This is a genomic window from Sulfitobacter alexandrii (assembly GCF_001886735.1).
GTDB lineage: Bacteria > Pseudomonadota > Alphaproteobacteria > Rhodobacterales > Rhodobacteraceae > Sulfitobacter > Sulfitobacter alexandrii.
In genome coordinates this window covers 3,819,791-3,840,209 of the sequence record NZ_CP018076.1, presented here as the reverse complement: position 1 = coordinate 3,840,209, position 20,419 = coordinate 3,819,791, and the positions used below count along the sequence as shown (strand labels likewise).

The window sequence follows — 20,419 nt, the reverse complement described above, 5'->3', positions numbered from 1 at the left end:
GCCGGTAGTTTGCCCCTCCCGACGGGTCTGACGGAGAAGCCACATGAAATTCAGCATCGAACGCGCCGCATTGCTCAAGGCGGTCAGCCAGGCTCAATCCGTCGTCGAACGGCGCAACACGATCCCGATCCTCGCCAACGTCCTGATCGAAGCCGAGGGAAGCGACGTGTCGTTTCGGGCCACGGATCTGGATATCGAGGTGGTGGACAAGGTCGGCGCACAGGTCGAACGTGCGGGCGCCACGACGGTTTCCGCTACCCTGCTGCACGAAATTGTCCGCAAGCTGCCTGACGGTGCGCTTGTCAATCTGACCGCGGACAGCGCCGCGGGCCGCCTGACCGTCGAGGCCGGCCGCTCCAACTTCAGCTTGGCGACCCTCCCGCGCGAGGATTTCCCGGTCATGGCATCGTCGGAATACGCCTCGAATTTCAGCGCGCCCGCCCCCGTGCTGCGGCGGCTGTTCGACAAGTCGAAATTTGCCATCTCGACCGAGGAAACGCGTTACTATCTGAACGGCGTCTACATGCATGTCGCCGAAGGTGACGGGGGCCGCGTGCTGCGCTGCGTGGCGACCGACGGCCACCGCCTGGCCCGTATCGATGCGGAATTGCCCGATGGCGCGGCGGAGATGCCCGGCGTGATCGTGCCACGCAAGACAGTCGGTGAGCTTCGCAAGCTGCTGGAAGATGACGACATGAAGATCGCCGTGTCGGTATCCGAGACCAAGGTGCGCTTTGCCACGCCGGAAATCACCCTGACTTCCAAGGTGATCGACGGGACGTTCCCCGACTACACCCGCGTTATTCCGCAGGGCAACACACGCAAGATGGAGGTGGACGCGGCCGAGTTTGCCCAGGCCGTGGACCGCGTGGCCACCGTGAGCTCGGAACGCTCCCGTGCCGTCAAACTGCAGTTGGACGAGGACCGCCTGATCCTGTCGGTAAATGCCCCCGACAGCGGCGCCGCCGAGGAAGAACTGGCCGTCGCCTATGGCGACGAACGGCTTGAGATCGGATTCAACGCGAAATACCTGCTCGAAATCGCAAGCCAGGTCGACCGTGAGAACGCCGTGTTCCTCTTCAACTCCTCCGGCGATCCGACCCTAATGCGCGAAGGCAACGACATGTCCGCGGTTTACGTCGTCATGCCGATGCGGGTGTGACGCACCGGGGGACTTGCCGACCCCGGACCGAGTTCGTCGAGATGATCGGTTCTGATCCATGACCGGGCTATCGATTTCGCAACTCACCCTGTCGCACTTCAGGTCGCACAGGCACAGCGTCATTGATTGCGATGACCGCCCTGTCGCGCTGCATGGTCCAAACGGGGCTGGCAAGACCAACATTCTCGAGGCTATATCGCTGTTTTCGCCGGGTCGGGGGCTGCGCCGGTCAAGCGCGCAGGACATGACCCGCAGGCCGGAGGCACTGGGCTGGAAGGTGACGGGTATCCTGCATTCGCACCTGCAGACCCACGAGATCGAAATCTGGTCCGAGGAGGGCGCGGCCCGCCAGACCCGTATCGACGGCAAGGCGGCGGCGCAGACGTCTCTTGGCCGGATTGCGCGGGTTCTGTGGCTGGTGCCGTCCATGGACAGGCTCTGGATAGAGGGGGCGGAAGGGCGGCGGCGATTTCTCGACCGCATGACACTCAGCTTTCTGCCGGACCACGCCGAGCATACGCTGCGCTACGAAAAAGCGATGCGCGAACGTAACCGTCTGTTGAAGGACATGGTCCGCGAACCGTCGTGGTATCTGGCGCTGGAAAGCGCGATGGCGGAATCCGGTGCGGCGATCCATGCGAACCGCCAGAACGCCCTGCAGGCGATCGCGGAAGCGCAGGACCAGGCCGAGACCGCCTTTCCCACGGCCACGCTCGATCTGCTGTGCGACATGCCGGACACCGCCGAGGGCCTGCGCAATGCGCTTGCGGCCAACCGGATGCGTGACCTGTCGGCGGGACGGACCCTGATCGGACCGCATAGGGCGGACCTGGAAGGCGTGTTTGCGGCCAAGGGTGTGCCCGCCCGCGACTGCTCCACCGGCGAGCAGAAGGCGCTCCTCGTCTCGCTGATTCTCGCCAATGCCCGCGCGCTTGCCGCCGATTTCGGCGCACCGCCGCTGTTGTTGCTGGACGAAGTCGCAGCACATCTGGATGCGGGTCGGCGCGCCGCGTTGTACGACGAGATTTCGGCGCTGGGTGCGCAGGCCTGGATGACTGGCACAGGCGCCGAGCTTTTCACCGATCTCGGCGACCGCGCGCAGGTTTTCGAGGTGACCGATGAAGAGGGTGCTTCAAGGATAGGTCCGGGATCGTGACCGTCTCTCTGCATGATCTTCTGCTCTATGCCGGTGCCATGGTGGCGCTGTTCATCACCCCCGGACCGGTGATGGTCGCGATGATGGCAAGGGCGATGTCGGGCGGATTTCGCGCGGCCTGGCCGCTCGCGCTGGGCGTGTCCATCGGCGACTTGCTATGGCCGTTGGTGGCAGCCTTGGGGATCACCTGGATCCTGTCGGTATTCGATGTCTTCATGGTCGTCCTGCGTGGCGTCGCGTGCCTCGTCTTCCTTGTCATGGGCATCCTGCTGATCCGCCATCGGGAGGCGACCCCGGACCGTGACAGCCGCCTGACGCGGCCCGGCATGTGGGCCGGTTTCGTGGCCGGGCTGATCGCGATCCTTGGCAATCCAAAGGCGGTGCTCTTCTATGTCGGCGTGCTGCCGGGGTTCTTCGACCTTCGGGTGGTGACATGGCAGGATCTGACCGCGATCGTTGCGGTTTCGGTCATCATTCCGCTGGTCGGCAACCTGATCCTCGCGGCCGGCGTTGACCGGATCCGAACGCTTCTGACCAACCCCCGCATCCTGCGCCGGATCAATGTCGTCTCCGGCCTGCTGCTCATTTGCGTGGGCCTCCTGATCCCGTTGATCTGACACAAAATCTGGTGTCGAACGCGTGACATTCCTGCAGGAAAACACTATAAATCGGGCAATAGAAAAAGGTTTTCCCGAATGTCCGAGACTGAGCAGACGCCGGAAGAATACGGCGCCAATTCCATTAAGGTTCTCAAAGGGTTAGAGGCTGTCCGCAAGCGCCCCGGCATGTACATCGGCGACACCGATGACGGGTCGGGCCTGCACCACATGGTCTACGAGGTCGTGGACAACGGCATCGACGAGGCGCTGGCGGGCCACGCGGACGCCGTTACCGTGACGATCCACGACGATTCCTCGGTTTCCGTCAGCGACAATGGCCGCGGGATTCCGGTCGGAATCCACGAGGAAGAGGGCGTGTCCGCGGCCGAGGTCATCATGACCCAGCTGCACGCGGGCGGCAAATTCGACAGTAACAGCTACAAGGTGTCCGGTGGTCTGCACGGCGTGGGTGTATCCGTCGTGAACGCCCTGTCCGACTGGCTTGAACTGCGCATCTGGCGCGAGGGGAATGAGCATGTCGCGCGGTTCGAGGGCGGCTTCACTACCGAACATCTGCGCGTCGTCGGACCCACGGACCGCACCGGAACCGAAGTCCGCTTCATGGCGTCCACCGCCACGTTCTCGAACCTCGACTACAGTTTCGAAACGCTGGAGAAACGCCTGCGTGAACTGGCTTTCCTGAACTCAGGCGTTCGGATCATCCTGCGCGACGAGCGCCCGGTCGAAAGCCTGCAGACCGAACTCTATTACGAGGGCGGCGTAAAGGAATTCGTCAAGTACCTCGACCGGCACAAGTCTTCCGTCATGGCGGAACCGATCTTCATCACCGGTGAAAAGGACGACATCGGCGTCGAAGTCGCGATGTGGTGGAACGACAGTTACCACGAAAACGTGCTGCCCTTCACCAACAACATCCCGCAGCGCGACGGCGGCACGCACATGGCCGGGTTTCGCGGGGCCCTGACCCGAACCATCAACAACTACGCGCAGTCCAGCGGCATCGCCAAGAAGGAAAAAGTGTCCTTCACCGGCGACGACGCGCGCGAGGGGCTGACCTGCGTACTGTCGGTCAAGGTGCCCGACCCCAAGTTCTCGAGCCAGACGAAGGACAAGCTGGTTTCGTCCGAGGTGCGACCGGCGGTCGAGGGTCTGATGAACGAGAAACTGGCGGAGTGGTTCGAGGAAAACCCGAACGAAGCCAAGATCGTCGTCGGCAAGATCATCGAAGCCGCCCATGCCCGCGAGGCCGCCCGCAAGGCGCGCGACCTGACCCGGCGCAAGACGGCGATGGACGTGAACTTCCTTGCCGGCAAGCTCAAGGACTGCTCTGAGAAAGACCCCGCCAAGACCGAAGTCTTCCTCGTCGAAGGGGACAGCGCCGGCGGCTCGGCCCAGACCGGTCGGGACCGGCAGACGCAGGCGATCCTTCCGCTCAAGGGCAAGATCCTGAACGTGGAACGCGCGCGGTTCGACCGCATGCTGGGAAGCCAGGAGATCGGCAACCTCGTCATGGCACTGGGGACCGGGATCGGGCGCGACGAGTTCAACCTGAGCAAGCTGCGTTACCACAAGATCGTCATCATGACCGACGCCGACGTCGACGGGGCGCACATCCGTACGCTGCTGCTGACGTTCTTCTACCGCCAGATGCCCGAACTCATTGAACACGGGCACCTCTACATCGCGCAGCCACCGCTCTACAAGGTGACGCGGGGCAAGTCCGAGGTCTACCTCAAGGATCAGGCCGCGATGGAGGACTACCTGATCCAGCAGGGTATCGATGGGGCGATGCTGCGTCAGGGCAACGGCGAGGAGATCACGGGGCAGGACCTTGCCCGCGTGGTCGACCTTGCCCGCCAGATGCGCCGCGTGCTGGAGGCTTTTCCGACGCATTATCCCCGGCACATCGTGGAGCAGGCGGCGATTGCGGGGGCGTTCGTGCCGGGTGCGGTGGATCGCGACCTGCAAGGTGTCGCCGACAAGGTGGCCAAGCGGCTGGACCTGATCGCGTTGGAATACGAACGCGGCTGGCAGGGGCGGATCACCCAGGATCATGGTATCCGCCTGGCCCGCATTCTTCGCGGTGTCGAAGAGGTGCGGACGCTGGACGGCAAGATGCTCCGCTCCGGCGAGGCAAAGAAGTCCGGCACCTTCACGGAGCATCTGCAGGATGTCTACGACCTGCCCGCGACCCTTGTCAGGAAGGACCGAACCCAGTTGATCCATGGACCGATGGACCTTCTGGAAGCGATCCTTGCCGAAGGCGAGAAAGGCCTGTCCCTCCAACGCTACAAGGGGCTGGGCGAGATGAACCCGGATCAGTTGTGGGAAACCACGCTCGACCCCGAGGCGCGCACCCTTCTGCGGGTCAAGGTGGAAGACATGGCCGAAGCCGACGACCTATTCACCAAGCTGATGGGCGATGTGGTCGAGCCCCGTCGTGAATTCATCCAGCAGAACGCGCTGAGCGTCGAGAACCTGGACTTCTGAGTCACTACAGGATCGCGCATAACCTTGCGCGGTCCGCTTTCTTACGCAAAGGCAGAGCGGCCGCCTGCGACCGCATCATGCCACCTCTCGCGGGAAACCGCCGGCTTTTGAACGTGGTGCCGCGTAGGCACCGAGTTTCGACGTCGCGTAGCGCATCCCGACCAGCGCTTCACTCAGCCGGACGGCGGCTGTCACACCGTCGATCACCAGCACCCCGGTTTCCTTGGTGAGCCGGATGCAGAGGTCGGCCATCCCGGCACAGCCCAGCACGACGGCCTCGGCGTTGTCCTCCTTCCGCGCGCGGCGGATCTCGGCCGCGAGAAGTTCGGCGCAACGCTCAGGCTCCTCCTCGACCGCGAGCACCGGCATATCGATCGCCCTGACCCGGCGACACCGCCGTCCGGCACCGTATGCATCCGCCAGGTCCTCTATGATGGGGACGGAACGGGCAAGGGTCGTCACGATGGAGAACCTGCTGGACAGCATCATGGCCACGCGGGTCGACGCCTCGCACAGGCCGATCACCGGGCCTTGGGCGATCTCGCGCGCGGCCGCCAACCCGGGATCGTCGAAACAGGCGATCACATGGGCATCTGCCCCGCGTGTTTCCGCCGCCCGGATCTGGTCGAGCATGATCGGTACCGAGATCGCTTCGTCCGTATATCCCTCGATGGATGCCGGCGCCCCCGTCCCGCAGGTGACATCCAGGGTCGTTCCCGCCGATGCATACCGCCGCGCGACCTTGGCGATCTGCTCGGTCATGCCGGTGCTCGAATTGGGATTTACGATATGTATGCGCATCAGGGCTTCTCCGGTTCACTTGGTGCCAACTGCGCCACCTCGTGGGCGGACATCTCCGCCGGTTTCTTGAGCTCGAACTGCCGGTCGCTGACGATGTAATTGTCACCGTGCAGGCGGGCGATGGGTTGATAGACCGACGGGTCCACGTATCGGCCCTGCGCATCCAGACAATCGTCACGTACATGCATTTCGACCACCTGCCCTAGGACGATGGCCCGCCCCGGAAAGTCGATGATCCGCTCGATCCGGCATTCCATGGCGCACGGCGTCCGCTGCAGGCGCGACGCGTTGATCTGGGTGCACGCGGCGGCCTCCAGCCCCGCGAAATCGAGCTCGTCCACGTCGGCGGCAAAGTTGACACCGCAAAGGATCATCTGATCGGCCAGCTCCATGTCCACCATGTTGACGCAGAACTCCTCGGTCCGGCGCAGGTTCGACAGCGTGTCCTTCTCGCTGCCATCGGGACGCGCGCTGAAACCGACGATCACGATCGGGGGTTCATGCGCGAAGACGTTGAAGAAACTCATCGGGGCCGCATTGTCGTGGCCCGCTTCGGCGCGCGTCGTGATCAGCGCGATGGGCCTCGGCCCGATGAAGTTCGTCAGCAGGCGATAGCGGTCCGCCGCCGGAAGATCCGTGAAATCGAACTGCATCAGACGGCCTCGCTGATCCTGGTGTCCCCGTCACGGCCTTCGGCCACGGCGTGGCAGCGCACGGCTGTCCTGTCCTGCGCGATCAGCTCGGGCATCTCGGCCCGGCACCGTTCGTTTGCCAGCGGACAGCGCGGGTGAAACGTGCACCCCGGCGGCGGGTTCAGCGGGCTGGGTGGCTCCCCGGCTGCAAGGACGCGGTCACGGTTGGGGTCGTGGATGTCCGGTATGGTGCCCAGCAGCAGCCTTGAATAGGGATGCCGGGGTTGGGCAAACAGCCGCTCCGCCGGGCCCATCTCGACGATCCGGCCCAGATACATGACCGCGATCGTGTCCGACATGTGCCGCACCACGCTCAGGTCATGGCTGATGAAAAGATAGGTGAGCCCCAGTTCCTTTTGCAGCCGCCGCATCAGATTGAGGATCTGAGCCTGTACGGAAACGTCGAGCGCCGACGTCGGCTCGTCACAGACCAGCAGCTCGGGCTCGGAGGCCAGGGCACGTGCGATCGAAATGCGCTGCCTCTGCCCACCCGAGAATTCGTGGGGATATTTCGCGGCATCGTCCGCGGCAAGTCCCACGATACCCAGCAGTTCCGCGACACGGTCCCGCGCCTGTTCGTCAGTGTCGCGCAGCTTCATCTCGCGGATGGGTTCGGCGATGATGTCGCCGACGCGCCACCGCGGGTTCAGGCTCGACTGCGGGTCCTGAAAGATCATCTGCACGCGCACGGGCTGGTCCCCGGTACCCTTGCCAAAGCGGATATCGCCCGCTGTCGTCCGGTAGAGCCCCGTGACCAGACGGGCGATGGTCGATTTTCCACATCCCGATTCGCCCACGATGCTGAAGCAGCTACCTCTTGGCACCTCGAAGCTGACTTCGGATACCGCCTGGACATACAGCTTGTCCTTGCGCTCCAGCACGCGGTTCAGCCAAGGCGCGGAAACGTCAAAGGATTTCGACACCTCCGCAAGGGTCAGGATCGGTTCTGAATGTGTCATGCCACCCCTCCGTCATGCAGGAAACAGGCCGCCTCGTTCGGACCGGCCGGCACCAGCCGCGGTGCTTCGCTGCGGCACCGGGGGCCGGCCATGGGACAACGCGGGTTGAATGCGCAGCCCGAGGGCCGCGCGTTCAGCCGGGGCATCGATCCGTCGATCTGGCTCAGGTTGTCGACCCTCTCGTGCAGGCTGGGGATCGCCGCCATCAGACCCTTGGTATAGGGATGTTGCGCATTGTGAATGACGTCCTCTACCCGCCCGGTTTCGACGATCCGCCCGGAATACATTACCGCCACCCTGTCCGCGGTTTCGGCGATGACGCCCATGTCATGCGTCACCAGCATGATGCCGGTGCGATGGTCCTTGCACAGACGCCGCAACAGCGTCGTGATCTGCGCCTGGATCGACACGTCCAGAGCCGTCGTCGGTTCGTCCGCGATGATCAGCGCAGGCTCGGCCGCGAGGGCCAGCGCGATCACCACCCGCTGCCGCATCCCGCCGGAAAACTGGTGCGGATACTGCGAGAGCCGTTCGCGCGGGGCGGGAATGCCCACCTCTTTCAGAAGATGCAGTGCACGCTCCCGAGCAGCCTCGCGAGAGAGGTCCGAATGCAGGCGGATCGTTTCCTCGAGCTGCGCGCCGACGGTGAATAGCGGGTTCAGGGCCGTCAGGGGATCCTGAAAGATCGCGCCCATCTCGCATCCTCTGATCCGGGTCAGTTCCTTCTCGCTGAGCCGGTCGATACGCCGGCCCGAGAGATGAATCTCGCCCGCTGCGATGCGTCCGGGTGCTTCCAGAAGTCCCAGCACCGCGAGCCCGGTGATGGACTTGCCTGCCCCACTTTCCCCGACAACGCCGAGGATCTCACCGGGTTCGATCCGCATCGACACGCCGTCGATGGCGGTCAGCACACCGCGCCGTGTCGGGAACTCCACGCTCAGATTGCTCACCTCGAGCACGGGCTGGCCGGGGGAGGATCGGACGTCGCGCAGGTCATTGCTGTGGTCAAAGGTCTGCATGTTCACTGGATGCTCCTTCATGTCTCGGCACCTTCCGCCAGGGGATAGGAAGGGGGGAAAATTTCGGACAGCGGCGGATGACCTGCCGTGCGTTCCGGATACTTGGCAAGCAACCCGTCAAACTGGGCCTGCGCCCGGCGGCGGGCCGCCGCCATGTCGATCCCTGCCACCGATCCATCCCGCATGGACAGCCGCCCATCCACGACCGTCGCGCGGGTCACGCGGCCCGACGCACCCAGAACGAGTGTCTGAACCGGGTCGATCGTGGGGGCCATGGCAGGATCGTTCAGGTCGAAGACCGCAAAGTCCGCCTTCCCCCCGGCGCGCAGCACACCGATATCATCCCGTCCAAGCGCCGCACCGCCCTCCAGCGTGGCCGCGTTCATGAAATCCGCCGCGGTGCAGGCCGCGATGTCGTTGTCCACGGTGCGGCACATCATCACCCCGACGGCCATGTTCAGCACCATGTCCGGCGGCGCGGTATCGGTGCCCATCGCGACGCGGACCTTCTTGCGTCGCAGACCGGCAAAGGACCTGAGCGCGCCGCCATGCCGGGCGCTGACCAGCGGGCAATGCACGACGCTGACGCCGTTGTCCGCGTAGCGCCGCAGATCGTCATCTGTCGCGACTGTCGCATGCGGTGCCAGAAGGCGCGGGCCAAGCGCACCGATCCCGTCCAGCCATTGCGGCGCGGTCGCGCCGTGCAGCGCCTTGACGGTGTCACGCTCCATTTCCCCCTGGGCCATGTGCAGGCGTACCGGACAATCCAGTTCCTCCGCCGCTGCCATCGTCCGCCGCAGGAGGGTCTCGGTACAGGTTTCCACCCGGTCCGGCGCCAGCATCGGACGGACCAGATCGCCCCCCGCGTGCCGGCTGGCAAAGCCGATCGCCTGCTCCAACCCCTGCAGGCCGCGGGCCTCGTCGAACTCCGCTGTCAGAGAGCCGTCGGTTTCCACCACCATACCGCCGGAACGGTACGCAGGCCCGAGCCATACACGCAGACCCATTTCCTCGGCCGCTTTCGCCGCCGCATCGAATTCCGCCACCGTCTCGCCCCACGCCCTGTAGAAGAGCGAGGCGATGGGCGCCGCCGAGGTGATCCCGTTCAGCAGGAGCTGCGCGAAAGCGAACTTCTTCTGGAATTCAAGTTCGTCGGGCTCGTACATCTCGTAAGGACCACGGTCGACATAGCTGCGCGGCCACACGCGGCCCTTTGCCTTGGAAGGCCAGTTGTCAAAGGCAAGCAGGGTCGTATCGAGGTCCGACAGTGCGTCTAGATCGACAAAGCCGGGCGCGATCAGCGCGTTTCCCAGGTCGAAGCGGGCGGCGACGTCTCCTTCGAACCGGGATCCGACGTGGATGACGCTGTTCCCTTCGACAACCACTTCTCCATATGGGATCAGCCGACGGCCCGCAGGCATATCCGCCAGCACCCATTGCGCGGTGACGGCCCAACGGCCCTGCGGGCGGGTGCCAAGGGGTATCTGGTCGAACGGCGTCACGGCGCGTCGATCAGGGTTTTGCCGTCGCGTGCGACGACGCGTCCAGCCTTGACCACCAGCTTGCGCGGGGCATGGCTCACCACGGACTGGACCACGGTGTCCCCCGACACGAGGACGAGATCGCCGGGCGCGCCGGTTTCGAGGGCGAACCGCGGCTTGCCCATGGCCACCGCACCACCCCCCGTGCAGATATCGAGCGCCCGTTTCACTTCACTGTCCATCCGCAGGTTGTTGCGCTGGCCCACGACCTTTGCCCGTTCCAGCATGTCCCCATTGCCATAAGGCCCCCAAGTGTCCTGAAATCCGTCGTTGCCCGCGCCGATGCGGATGCCGCGCGCATCCAGTTCGCGGACCAGTGGCGCCGGAGACGAGCTGGGCGCGGTGGTCATGATCGCAACGTCGAGTGCGGCAAGCCGACCGAGCATCGCATCCACGCGCCGGAAGTCCGGCATGCCGAGACAGAAGGCATGGCTGATCGTGACCATCCCCTTCATGTCGAGCGCTTCGGTCCGTTCGAGGATCATGTCCATCGAGAACAGCCCCATCTCGCCGCCCTCGTGAAGGTGAATGTCGATGCCCTTGCCGTGCTTCTCGGCCAGGGCGAAGATCGTGTCGAGGTGGCCCTTGGGATCGCGGTCCACCGCGCAGGGATCAAGGCCGCCCACCAGATGCGCGCCCATCTCCAGCGCCCGGTCCATCAGCTCGGCTGTCCCCTCGCGGATCATCAGACCCGACTGCGGAAAGGCGACCGTCTCGATCTCGACGACCTGCGCAAGCTTCTCCGCGGTTTGCTGCACGCCTTCCAGCGCACGAAGCCCGCCCTCGGTATCGATGTCCACATGGCTGCGGATCATCGTACCACCGTAGGCCACGGTTCTGAGCGCGTGTCGCATGGACTGGACATGCGCATCGTAATCGAGCGCCCTCTTGATGCGGCGTTCGTTTTCGATCATGCCGATCAGGCTGCCACCGCCCACATCGTTCTTGTACCACGGCAGACCCAGCAGGGACTTGTCGAGGTGCGTATGCGCATCAACCAGTGCCGGGATCGCGATGTGCCCCCCGCCGTCCACCGTCTCCGCGTCACCGGGCTCCAGTTCCGGGGCAATGTCTGCGATCACACCGTCGCGTATCCGGATGTCCGCGGCATCGCCGTCCATGATGCGGACGTTTCTTATCAGGAGATTGCTCATCTATGGGCTCCTATCGCAACTTGGGGTTCAGCGCGTCACGCAGCCAGTCGCCCAGCATGTTGACCGCAACCACGAGGATGCAAAGCTGGATCGACGGAAACAGCACGATCCACCACGACCCCGAGAACAGGTACTGATTGCCGACCCGAATGAGGGTACCGAGCGACGGCTGGTTCGGCGGCATCCCCACGCCAAGGAAGGAAAGCGTGGCCTCGATCAGGATCGCGAGACCGAAATTCAGTGTCGCGGCAACGAAAACGGGTGTCAGCGTGTTCGGCAGAATGTGCTTGAGCATCAGCCGCCGCGCGGGCGTTCCGACAAGGCGGGAGGCCTGCACGTATTCCTTGCGGCGTTCCACCATCGTCTGCGCGCGCACGACACGGGCATACTGAACCCATGAATACAGGGCGATCGCGAGGACCAGCACCATCGACACGCCGGCTTCGCGGAACTGGGGTGGCAGCATCGCCTGCGCCACGGAGCTGACGAGGATGGCGACCAGGATGATCGGGATCGACAGCAACACGTCGCCCACCCGCATCAGCAAGCTATCGACCCATCCGCCGTAGTAGCCTGCCATGAGCCCGGCCATCACGCCCACGGCCAGCGACACGATCACCGATGCCAGACCGATGAAGATCGAGACCCGCGTGCCATAGAGAATTCCCGACAGGATATCCCGGCCTTGCACGTCGGTTCCAAGAAGGAAGGGCATCTGCCCCCCTTCCATCCAGATCGGCGGCAATTCGGCATTCCAGAGTTCGAGCGCCGCCAGGTCATAGGGGTTCTGCGGCGACAGCACCGGCGCGAGAAAGGCGGTAACGATCACGATGCCGAGAACAATGGCAGCACCCACCGCGGCCTTGGACTTGCGAAAGCTCCACCACAGATCGCTTTCGAGCATGCGTTGCAGCCGACCGGGCCGTGCGGCGCGGTGCATGTCTGGAGAAGGCGTATCGGTCATTTTTCAGCTCCACGCAGGCGGGGGTCGATCATCGCGTAGGTGATGTCCACGATGGTGTTCAGCAGGACGAAGATGAGTGCCACGATGCACAGGTAGGCGGCCATGATCGGCACATCGACGAAAGTCACCGCCTGGATGAACAGCAGCCCCATGCCGGGCCACTGAAAGACCGTTTCGGTCACCAGCGCAAAGGCGATCAGGCCACCGATCTGCATCGCCGTCATGGTGACGACCGGCATCAGGCAGTTGCGCAGAGCGTGGCGGAAATGAAGGATGCGCGCGGGCACGCCGCGGGCGCGGGCGAACTTGATGAAGTCCGAGCGCAGAACCTCCAGCATCTCCGCCCGGACCAGTCGCATCACCAGCGTGATCTGAAACAGCGACAGCGACAGCGCCGGAAGGATGATCGACATGCGGCCCGAGTGGGTCAGAAGCCCGGTTGACCACCACCCGATCTGCACGGTGTCCCCCCGCCCGAAGGCGGGGAACCAGCCCAGCCAGACTGAGAAGATCAGGATGAGCCCGATGCCCACGACAAAACTGGGCAGCGACACGCCGATGATGGAGGTGAATTGCATCGTTTCCGCGTACCATGTCTGGCGCCTGATCGCGGTGATCACCCCCATCGGGATGCCGACCACCAGCGAGATGATGGTCGCGACGATCACCAGTTCAAAGGTGGCGGGAAAGCGTTCGGCGATCATCGCCAGAACGTCCTGCTGGTTGCGGAAGGAGATGCCGAAGTCGCCCTGTGCCGCGTTTACGACGAATGTGCCGTATTGGGCGATGAACGTCTGATCCAGCCCCAGCCGCGTGCGCAGCTCGTCACGCTGTTCCTGGGTCGCCTGTTCGTTCAGCATCAGCTCGACCGGGTCGCCGACGAAGCGGAAGATCATGAACGCGATAAAACTCACCGACAGCATGACGAAGATGGCGTTGGCACTGCGCTTGATGAGAAAGGCCAGCATGCGGTCCCCTTTCGCAGGAATTGCGGGCAGCACCACCGTGCTGCCCGGCGGGTGTCGGGTCTACTTTGTCACGTACCACATGCGCGGCTTGTTATCCGGGAACTGCGGCATGTCGCCGATATCGGAAGAGATCGCCCAGGCCATCGGCTGCTGGTGCAGCGGCATCATGATCAGTTCGTTCCTCGCGATCTCGAGCGCGTCGGTTTCCATCTGAAGCCGGGTGTCCCGGTCCAGCTCCACCGAAGCCGATTGGGTCAGCTTGTCCAGCTCCGGGTAGGACCAGCCGCCCCAGTTGAATACGCCCGAGTTGCCCTCCTTGGTGTGCAGCATCTGTACGAGGATCGAGTAGGTGTCGAGCATCGGGAGCGTCGCCCAGCCGATGGTATAGACATCGGCCTGCCCATTGGCGCGCTTTGGCGTCTGTTTCGCGGTGGGGCCGATATCCAGTTTCGGCGACAGGCCGACACGTGACCACATGGATGCGATCGCCTGACAGAACTGCTCTTCGTTCACGTAGCTTTCGTTGGTGCAGACGAAATCGAACGCGAAGCCGTCCGGATAGCCCGCCTCCGCAAGCAGCTCCTTGGCTTTCTCGGGATTGTATTCGGCGGGCGTGTCGAGCGCCTCCGAGTATCCGGGTATGGATGGGGCGACCAGCGTGCCGGCATTGCGGGACTTGCCACGCATGACCTTGTCGTGGATGAGTTCCATGTCGACCGCCATCTGCATCGCCTGACGGACCCGCAAGTCGTTCATCGGATTCTCGCCGCCGCCGACCAGTTCGTCGCGGCGATTGAAGCCCAGCATCACGGTCCGCAGGTCGGTGCGTTCCAGCACCGAAACATTCGGGGCCGCTTCGAGACGTGGCAGATCCTGGACCGGGGCGCTGTCGACGAAGTCCACTTCGCCCGAAAGCAGCGCGGCGACCCGTGTCGCTGCCGAAGCGATCGGCTGGAACTCGATCCGCGTCAGGTTGTGCGCGGGCTCGTCCCACCAACCTTCGTAGTTGACGAGGATGGTCTGCGCCTCCGGCGTGCGCGATTCCAGTTTGAAGGGGCCGGTGCCGTTGGTGTTGAAGGTTGCATACCCTTCGACCCCGGCACTGACGTCGGTCGGCTTCTCGGCGTTGTTGGCGACCAGCCAATCCTTGTCGAAGATATGGATGTTCGTCAGGTCGTTGAGCAGGAGCGGATAGGCGCCGGTGAGTTCGATGTCGATGGTATGATCGTCCACGACCGTGGCGCTCTTGTAGGCTGGCAGGTTGCCCTTGAGCGGCGAACTGTCGTCGCTGACACGTTCGAGCGACGCAAGTACGTCCTCGGCGGTGAAGGCCGCGCCATCATGGAACGTCACGCCTTCGCGCAGCTTGAAGCGCCATGTGGTCGGAGAGACGATCTCCCACTCGGTTGCCAGAGCGGGCTCGATCTCGAGATCGCGGTTGTAGCGGACCAGCCCCTCGTAGATGTGATTGAGGAAGTTGATGGTGTAGCTATCGCCGTAGGAATACGGGTCCAGGGACACGATATCGCGCGGCGCACCCCACTTGATGGTTTCGGCGATGGCACTGCTGCCAAGCAATGCAGCAACCACCCCGACCGAGAACGCAACCTTTCGGCCTGACGTGATGATCATACGAATTCTCCCGTTTGAGGATACAATGCTGCAAGCAGCCGCATCCCGTCTTTTTCAGTTTTCTTCGCTCGACATGCGCTGGGCCCACTTTGTCATGCGGTGGCCCAAGGCGATTGGCGTCGAGGTGAGCCCACATTAGAAGGTCGATTTCGCTACTGTCTACAAAAATGTTATAATAAAGGATACAATCTTGTATCCATTATGCCTAAATAATTGGATATTCGGTCACTTTGCGTGCATAAAATCTGTGGTTTATGTCCCACAACCTGTTAAATGGCAAAACATGAACAAGTCTTCGACCCGTACATTTCCCGTATACGATTCGCTGCGCCGCGCGATCATCGAGCAAGCCCTCAAGCCCGGGGTGAAGCTCCCCGAGGATTCGATCGGGGAAACCTTCGGCGTCAGCCGGACCGTCGTCCGCAACGCCCTGGTGCGGCTCGACGCTGAAGGGCTGGTCGACATGCAGCCGAACCGCGGCGCATCGGTTGCCGAACCGACCATCGAAGAAGCCTACGACATCTTCGACATGCGCCAGTGCCTCGAGCGCGAGGTGATGCAGCGGCTCTGCGCCATGGATCCCGCCCCCATCGTCGCAAAGCTGAGGGCCCATCTGACCGAGGAACAGGCCACCCTGGGAAACGATCAGACGCGGTCGATCCGGCTTGCGGGAGAGTTTCATATCCTGCTGTCCGAACTGACGGGATCGCGGATTCTCGCACGTTACGTGAACGAGATCGTGTCGCGCTGTTCGCTGATCCTTGCCCGGTTTGCGCAGGTACACTCCGCCGAGTGCGGGGTGGAGGAACACGCCGAGATCATCAAGGCGATCGAGGCGGGCGACGCGGAAAAAGCCATGGGCTTCATGCACAGCCATCTGCATGGGGTGCAGGATCGCGCGCTGCTGAACAGGGGCGACGGCGGCGGGGACAACGTGGGCGAGATCCTGTCCCGTTACCGTGAAAACGGCGCGAAGTAATCCGCCCAAGCATCCGGCCGCCTGTCGGCGCGTGGTGCAGCACCATGTGGCTTTGCATTGTTGCGTATGGTCTAACGCACCAGAGGAGCGCGACGCGGGAGCGACGACATCGTGACATTGACGACCGTTCTATATCTCGTCGCCGGGGCTGCTTGCGGCGGGTTCATCAACGGTATGTCCGGCACGGGTACCGCACTTTTCGCGCTCGGGTTCTTTCTGATCGTGCTGGACCCGGTCACCGCGGTTGCCATCGTCGCGCTGATGTCGATCCTGATCGGCCTCCAAGGTCTGTGGATCGTGCGGCACGAGATCCGCACCAACAAGCGTCGCCTTCTGCGTTTCCTCCTTCCCGGACTCATCGGGGTTCCCGTCGGCCTGCTGACCCTGCACGCCATCGATGCCCGCACCCTTCGTATCGGGATCGGCGTCTTTCTCGTTCTCTACGGAAGCTACTTCAGCTTCCGCAGCGCCCTGCCCCGGTTCGAGCGGTCCACGCCGGTGCTGGACGGTGTCGTCGGGCTCGTCGGCGGGATCATGGGCGGTGCCGCATCGGTATCGGGCGCCGTGCCGGTGATGTGGGTTTCCCTCAGGCCGTGGCCGCGGGCGGAAACCCGTGCCGTTCTGCAACCCTACAACATCGCCATTCTGGGCACGACGGTCACCTTGCTGGCCATGCGTGGCGCATACGACGCCGACGCGCTCCGCGCGCTGGCCGTGATCCTGCCGGTCGGGCTGGTCGCCGCCCAGATCGGCATCTACGTCTTTCGGCGTATCGGAGACGACATGTTCCGCCGTGTGCTGATCGGCCTGACCTTGCTGGTCGGGCTGGGTATCCTCTTGCAGGAACTGGCCGGCTCCTAGACCACCCATCCAAAGGAACGGGGCAGATGCTGACACTGTATTATTCGCGAGGATCCTCCGCCCTGGCGGCGCACATCCTCCTGATCGAGGTCGGCGCGGCATTCGACACGGTCGAGGTTTCCATCGCCGGGGGGCGGCACCGTACGCCCGAGTTCACGGCGCTCAATCCCAAGGGCCGCATTCCCGCCCTGGGCACACCCGAAGGGATCCTGACGGAGAACCCCGCGATACTGGAATACATCGCGGCGACACATCCCCACGCCGGCCTGATCCCCGGTTCGCCCTACGATCAGGCCCGCGCGCGGTCGCTCTGTGCCTATATCTGCGCGACGGTCCACGTCGCTTTTGCGCACGGAAAGCGCGCGGACCGCTGGGCCGACGATCCCGCCGCGCGCGATGCGATGCGGACCAAGGTACGCGAGAACCTCCTTGATTGCGCCGACCTGCTGGAGCGCCACCTGCTGGAAGGGCCATGGGCCCTGGGACCGCGCTTCGGCTACTGCGATCCCTACCTCTTTCTTGTCGGACGCTGGATGAAGGCGCATGATCTGACGCTTGCGTCCTTCCCAAGGATGGAGGCCCATTCCCGCCTGATGCTGGAACGCCCTGCCACCAAGACGGCAATGCAAGCGCACCTTCCGGGTTAGGACACAGCGAAAGCGTTACCAAAAAGTGGTTTCGGTTAGTATCCGGTAACATTTAACTTGTTTCGAATCGCCTCCAGCGCTACCTTTCCCGAAACAGGAGGACGACATGCAGGCATTCATCTGTGACGCGCAGCGCACCGCCATCGGCCGTTTCGGCGGCGCCTTGGCATCCGTCCGCGCCGACGACCTCGCGGCGGTCCCCATCGCGGCCCTCGTCGCACGGAATCCCGACGTGGACTGGCCCCGGGTCGATGACGTCATTCTGGGCTGCGCCAACCAGGCGGGCGAAGACAACCGCAATGTCGCGCGCATGGCCGCACTGCTGGCGGGGCTGCCGGTAGACGTTCCCGGCGCGACCATCAACCGGCTTTGCGCGTCCGGGATGGATGCTGTCGGGGCGGCCGCCAGGGCGATCAGGGCGGGGGATATGGACCTTGCCATCGCGGGCGGCATCGAAAGCATGACCCGCGCGCCCTTTGTCATGCCCAAGGCCGACAGCGCCTTTTCCCGCACCAATGCCGTATATGATACGACCATCGGATGGCGCTTCGTCAATCCGAAGATGAAAGCGCAGTATGGCATCGATTCGATGCCCGAAACAGCGGACAACGTGGCGACCGACCACGACGTGAGCCGCGCCGATCAGGATGCCTTTGCCCTGCGCAGCCAGGAACGCTGGGCGGCTGCCGATGCCGCCGGTGTCTTTGCCGACGAGATTGCCCCCGTCACCATTCCCCAGCGCAAGGGTGATCCCGTCGTCGTGGACCGTGATGAACATCCCCGTCCGCAGACCACTGCCGAAGCGCTTGAGAAGCTGCGGCCGATAAATGGCCCCGACCTGACGGTCACCGCGGGAAATGCCTCGGGCGTGAACGACGGTGCCGCTGCCCTTTTGATCGCCTCCGAACAGGCGACCAAGGATCATGGCCTGACACCGATCGCCCGCGTTGTCGCCATGTCCGCGGCGGGGGTCGAGCCCCGCGTCATGGGTATCGGCCCGATCCCGGCATGTCACAAGGTTCTTTCCCGTGCCGGCCTGACCATCGACCAGATGGATGTCATCGAACTGAACGAAGCCTTCGCCTCGCAGGGGTTGGCCACGCTGCGGGCGCTTGGCGTCCCGGATGATGCACCACATGTCAATGCGAACGGCGGCGCCATTGCCATCGGACACCCTCTGGGCATGTCCGGCGCGCGGCTGGTGATGACTGCCGCGCTGCAACTGAAACGCACGGGTGGACGTTATGCCTTGTGCACCATGTGCGTCGGTGTCGGGCAAGGGGTCGCCCTGATCCTCGAACGCGCAAGCTGAAGCTCAACCTGAAAGGACGGATTCAATGTACGCACAGATGATCAAGTCTACCGGTAAAGGCGTCAAATCGCTCGACGAGATGGAACCGGACGAACGCGCCTTTCAGGAGCGCATCGATGCTGGCGGCAAGATCGAGCCGAAGGACTGGATGCCGGACGGCTACCGCAAGAACCTGATCCGGCAGATCGGCCAGCACGCCCATTCCGAGATCGTGGGCCAGTTGCCCGAAGGAAACTGGATCACGCGTGCGCCGACACTGGAACGCAAGGCGATCCTGCTGGCCAAGGTTCAGGACGAAGCCGGGCATGGCCTCTATCTCTATTGCGCGGCCGAAACACTGGGTGTCAGCAGGGACCAGATGACCCGCGATCTGCTTTCGGGAAAGATGAAGTACTCTTCGATCTTCAACTATCCGACCCTGACGTGGGCGGACATGGGCGCGGTCGGCTGGCTTGTCGACGGTGCCGCGATCATGAACCAGGTGCCGTTGCAGCGGACCTCTTATGGTCCATACGCCCGCGCCATGGTGCGGATTTGCAAGGAGGAATCCTTTCACCAGCGCCAGGGCTTCGACATCATGATGAAGATGGCGAAGGGCACGGAAACGCAACGGAAGATGGCCCAGGATGCCTTGAATCGCTTCTGGTATCCGTCGCTCATGATGTTCGGCCCATCCGATGCCGAGTCGGTGCACTCCGCGCAGTCGATGGCGTGGAAGATCAAGATGAACACGAACGACGAGCTGCGCCAGAAGTTCGTGGACCAGACCGCGCCGCAGGCAGAATACCTTGGCCTGACGATTCCGGACGACAAGCTGAAGTTCAACGAGGAGACCGGCCACTACGACTTCTCCGAACCCGACTGGGACGAGTTCTTCGACGTGCTCAAGGGAAATGGCCCCTGCAACACGGAACGCCTCGAAGCGCGTAACCGCGCCTGGGACGAAGGCCGCTGGGTGCGGGAAGGTCTGCTGGCGCACGCCGAGAAAAAGAAGCAGCGGAATGCGCCAATCGCGGCGGAATGATCCGAGACACATTTGCAGACCGGACGCGCCCCCGCTTTCCGGACCAGATCCACGACAGGAGGACGCCAGATGAGCAGCCCTGAATCCAGCCCCTATTCAGAAACGGACGCCGCACCTCACGGCAAGGCGCGCTCCACCGAGTGGCCGCTGTGGGAAATCTTCATCCGTGGCCAGCACGGGCTGAGCCATCGCCACGTCGGCAGCCTTCATGCCGCTGACGCGGAGAGTGCGATCAAGAACGCACGCGATGTCTATACCCGCCGCAACGAGGGTGTCAGCATCTGGGCCGTTCCCGCCAGCGCCATTGCGGCCTCCTCTCCCGAAGAGAAGGGCGCGCTGTACGAACCCGCGAACGACAAGGTCTACCGTCATCCGACCTTTTTCGACATCCCCGACGAAGTAGGTGCGATGTGAGCGACGCCCTGTTCGAATACCTTT

At 63.5% G+C, this 20,419-nt stretch carries 19 protein-coding genes; 10 read left to right on the top strand and 9 right to left on the bottom strand.

All coding sequences use genetic code 11. From position 1 onward, the window contains the following. Positions 1–43: 43 nt before the first annotated feature. From dnaN to gyrB, 4 genes are all read left to right on the top strand, one after another. A complete protein-coding gene (gene dnaN / locus BOO69_RS18705; protein ID WP_071973553.1) occupies positions 44–1,162 on the top strand; it encodes a DNA polymerase III subunit beta in 1,119 nt (372 codons plus the stop codon). A gap of 58 nt (positions 1,163–1,220) precedes the next feature. Beyond that, positions 1,221–2,318, top strand: coding sequence for a DNA replication/repair protein RecF (gene recF / locus BOO69_RS18700; protein ID WP_071973552.1), 1,098 nt, complete (start codon positions 1,221–1,223; stop codon positions 2,316–2,318). Beyond that, on the top strand, positions 2,315–2,935 hold the full coding sequence (locus tag BOO69_RS18695; RefSeq protein ID WP_071973551.1) for a LysE family translocator: 621 nt from the start codon (positions 2,315–2,317) through the stop codon (positions 2,933–2,935). The genes recF and BOO69_RS18695 overlap by 4 nt, the downstream gene beginning before the upstream one ends. A 78-nt stretch (positions 2,936–3,013) precedes the next feature. Then, positions 3,014–5,428 (top strand): DNA topoisomerase (ATP-hydrolyzing) subunit B, encoded by a 2,415-nt coding sequence (gyrB, locus tag BOO69_RS18690; RefSeq protein WP_071973550.1) that lies wholly within the window; start codon positions 3,014–3,016, stop codon positions 5,426–5,428. Between the two features lie 75 nt (positions 5,429–5,503). Here gyrB and BOO69_RS18685 read toward each other — a convergent pair whose 3' ends face one another. The 9 genes from BOO69_RS18685 to BOO69_RS18645 are packed head-to-tail and all read right to left on the bottom strand — an operon-like array spanning position 5,504 to position 15,158. Further along, a complete protein-coding gene (locus BOO69_RS18685; protein ID WP_071973549.1) occupies positions 5,504–6,229 on the bottom strand; it encodes an aspartate/glutamate racemase family protein in 726 nt (241 codons plus the stop codon). Further along, positions 6,229–6,882, bottom strand: a complete 654-nt coding sequence (locus tag BOO69_RS18680) for a flavin reductase family protein (RefSeq protein WP_071973548.1) — start codon at positions 6,880–6,882, stop codon at positions 6,229–6,231. Before BOO69_RS18680 ends, BOO69_RS18685 begins: the two co-directional genes overlap by 1 nt. After that, complete coding sequence (locus BOO69_RS18675) at positions 6,882–7,880, bottom strand: ABC transporter ATP-binding protein (RefSeq protein ID WP_071973547.1); 999 nt, start codon at positions 7,878–7,880, stop codon at positions 6,882–6,884. Before BOO69_RS18675 ends, BOO69_RS18680 begins: the two co-directional genes overlap by 1 nt. Next, on the bottom strand, positions 7,877–8,899 hold the full coding sequence (locus BOO69_RS18670) for an ABC transporter ATP-binding protein (protein WP_071973922.1): 1,023 nt from the start codon (positions 8,897–8,899) through the stop codon (positions 7,877–7,879). Before BOO69_RS18670 ends, BOO69_RS18675 begins: the two co-directional genes overlap by 4 nt. Before the next feature lie 17 nt (positions 8,900–8,916). Then, the gene (locus BOO69_RS18665) at positions 8,917–10,401 is read right to left on the bottom strand and encodes a chlorohydrolase family protein (protein WP_071973546.1); all 1,485 of its coding nucleotides are present in this window, start codon (positions 10,399–10,401) and stop codon (positions 8,917–8,919) included. Next, complete coding sequence (locus BOO69_RS18660) at positions 10,398–11,594, bottom strand: amidohydrolase family protein (protein ID WP_071973545.1); 1,197 nt, start codon at positions 11,592–11,594, stop codon at positions 10,398–10,400. Before BOO69_RS18660 ends, BOO69_RS18665 begins: the two co-directional genes overlap by 4 nt. Positions 11,595–11,604: 10 nt before the next feature. Continuing rightward, complete coding sequence (locus BOO69_RS18655; RefSeq protein ID WP_071973544.1) at positions 11,605–12,558, bottom strand: ABC transporter permease; 954 nt, start codon at positions 12,556–12,558, stop codon at positions 11,605–11,607. After that, positions 12,555–13,526: an ABC transporter permease gene (locus BOO69_RS18650; RefSeq protein ID WP_071973543.1), complete on the bottom strand. Its 972-nt coding sequence runs from the start codon at positions 13,524–13,526 to the stop codon at positions 12,555–12,557. Before BOO69_RS18650 ends, BOO69_RS18655 begins: the two co-directional genes overlap by 4 nt. Positions 13,527–13,586: 60 nt before the next feature. Then, a complete protein-coding gene (locus tag BOO69_RS18645; protein WP_083545597.1) occupies positions 13,587–15,158 on the bottom strand; it encodes an ABC transporter substrate-binding protein in 1,572 nt (523 codons plus the stop codon). A 283-nt stretch (positions 15,159–15,441) separates the two neighbouring features. Here BOO69_RS18645 and BOO69_RS18640 point away from each other — a divergent pair, with 283 nt between their 5' ends. The 6 genes from BOO69_RS18640 (at position 15,442) to paaB (ending at position 20,395) form a co-directional block, all read left to right on the top strand. Then, the gene (locus tag BOO69_RS18640) at positions 15,442–16,137 is read left to right on the top strand and encodes a GntR family transcriptional regulator (protein WP_071973542.1); all 696 of its coding nucleotides are present in this window, start codon (positions 15,442–15,444) and stop codon (positions 16,135–16,137) included. A gap of 111 nt (positions 16,138–16,248) precedes the next feature. After that, positions 16,249–16,998 carry a sulfite exporter TauE/SafE family protein gene (locus BOO69_RS18635; protein WP_071973541.1) on the top strand — a complete coding sequence of 250 codons (750 nt, stop codon included), beginning with the start codon at positions 16,249–16,251 and terminating at the stop codon, positions 16,996–16,998. A gap of 26 nt (positions 16,999–17,024) precedes the next feature. After that, the gene (locus BOO69_RS18630; RefSeq protein ID WP_071973540.1) at positions 17,025–17,645 is read left to right on the top strand and encodes a glutathione S-transferase family protein; all 621 of its coding nucleotides are present in this window, start codon (positions 17,025–17,027) and stop codon (positions 17,643–17,645) included. Positions 17,646–17,751: 106 nt separating this feature from the next. Beyond that, positions 17,752–18,957, top strand: a complete 1,206-nt coding sequence (gene pcaF / locus BOO69_RS18625; protein ID WP_071973539.1) for a 3-oxoadipyl-CoA thiolase — start codon at positions 17,752–17,754, stop codon at positions 18,955–18,957. A 25-nt stretch (positions 18,958–18,982) separates the two neighbouring features. Next, positions 18,983–19,981, top strand: a complete 999-nt coding sequence (gene paaA / locus BOO69_RS18620; RefSeq protein WP_071973538.1) for a 1,2-phenylacetyl-CoA epoxidase subunit PaaA — start codon at positions 18,983–18,985, stop codon at positions 19,979–19,981. A 69-nt stretch (positions 19,982–20,050) separates the two neighbouring features. Beyond that, positions 20,051–20,395, top strand: a complete 345-nt coding sequence (paaB, locus tag BOO69_RS18615) for a 1,2-phenylacetyl-CoA epoxidase subunit PaaB (RefSeq protein WP_083545596.1) — start codon at positions 20,051–20,053, stop codon at positions 20,393–20,395. The last annotated feature ends 24 nt before the right edge of the window (positions 20,396–20,419 follow it).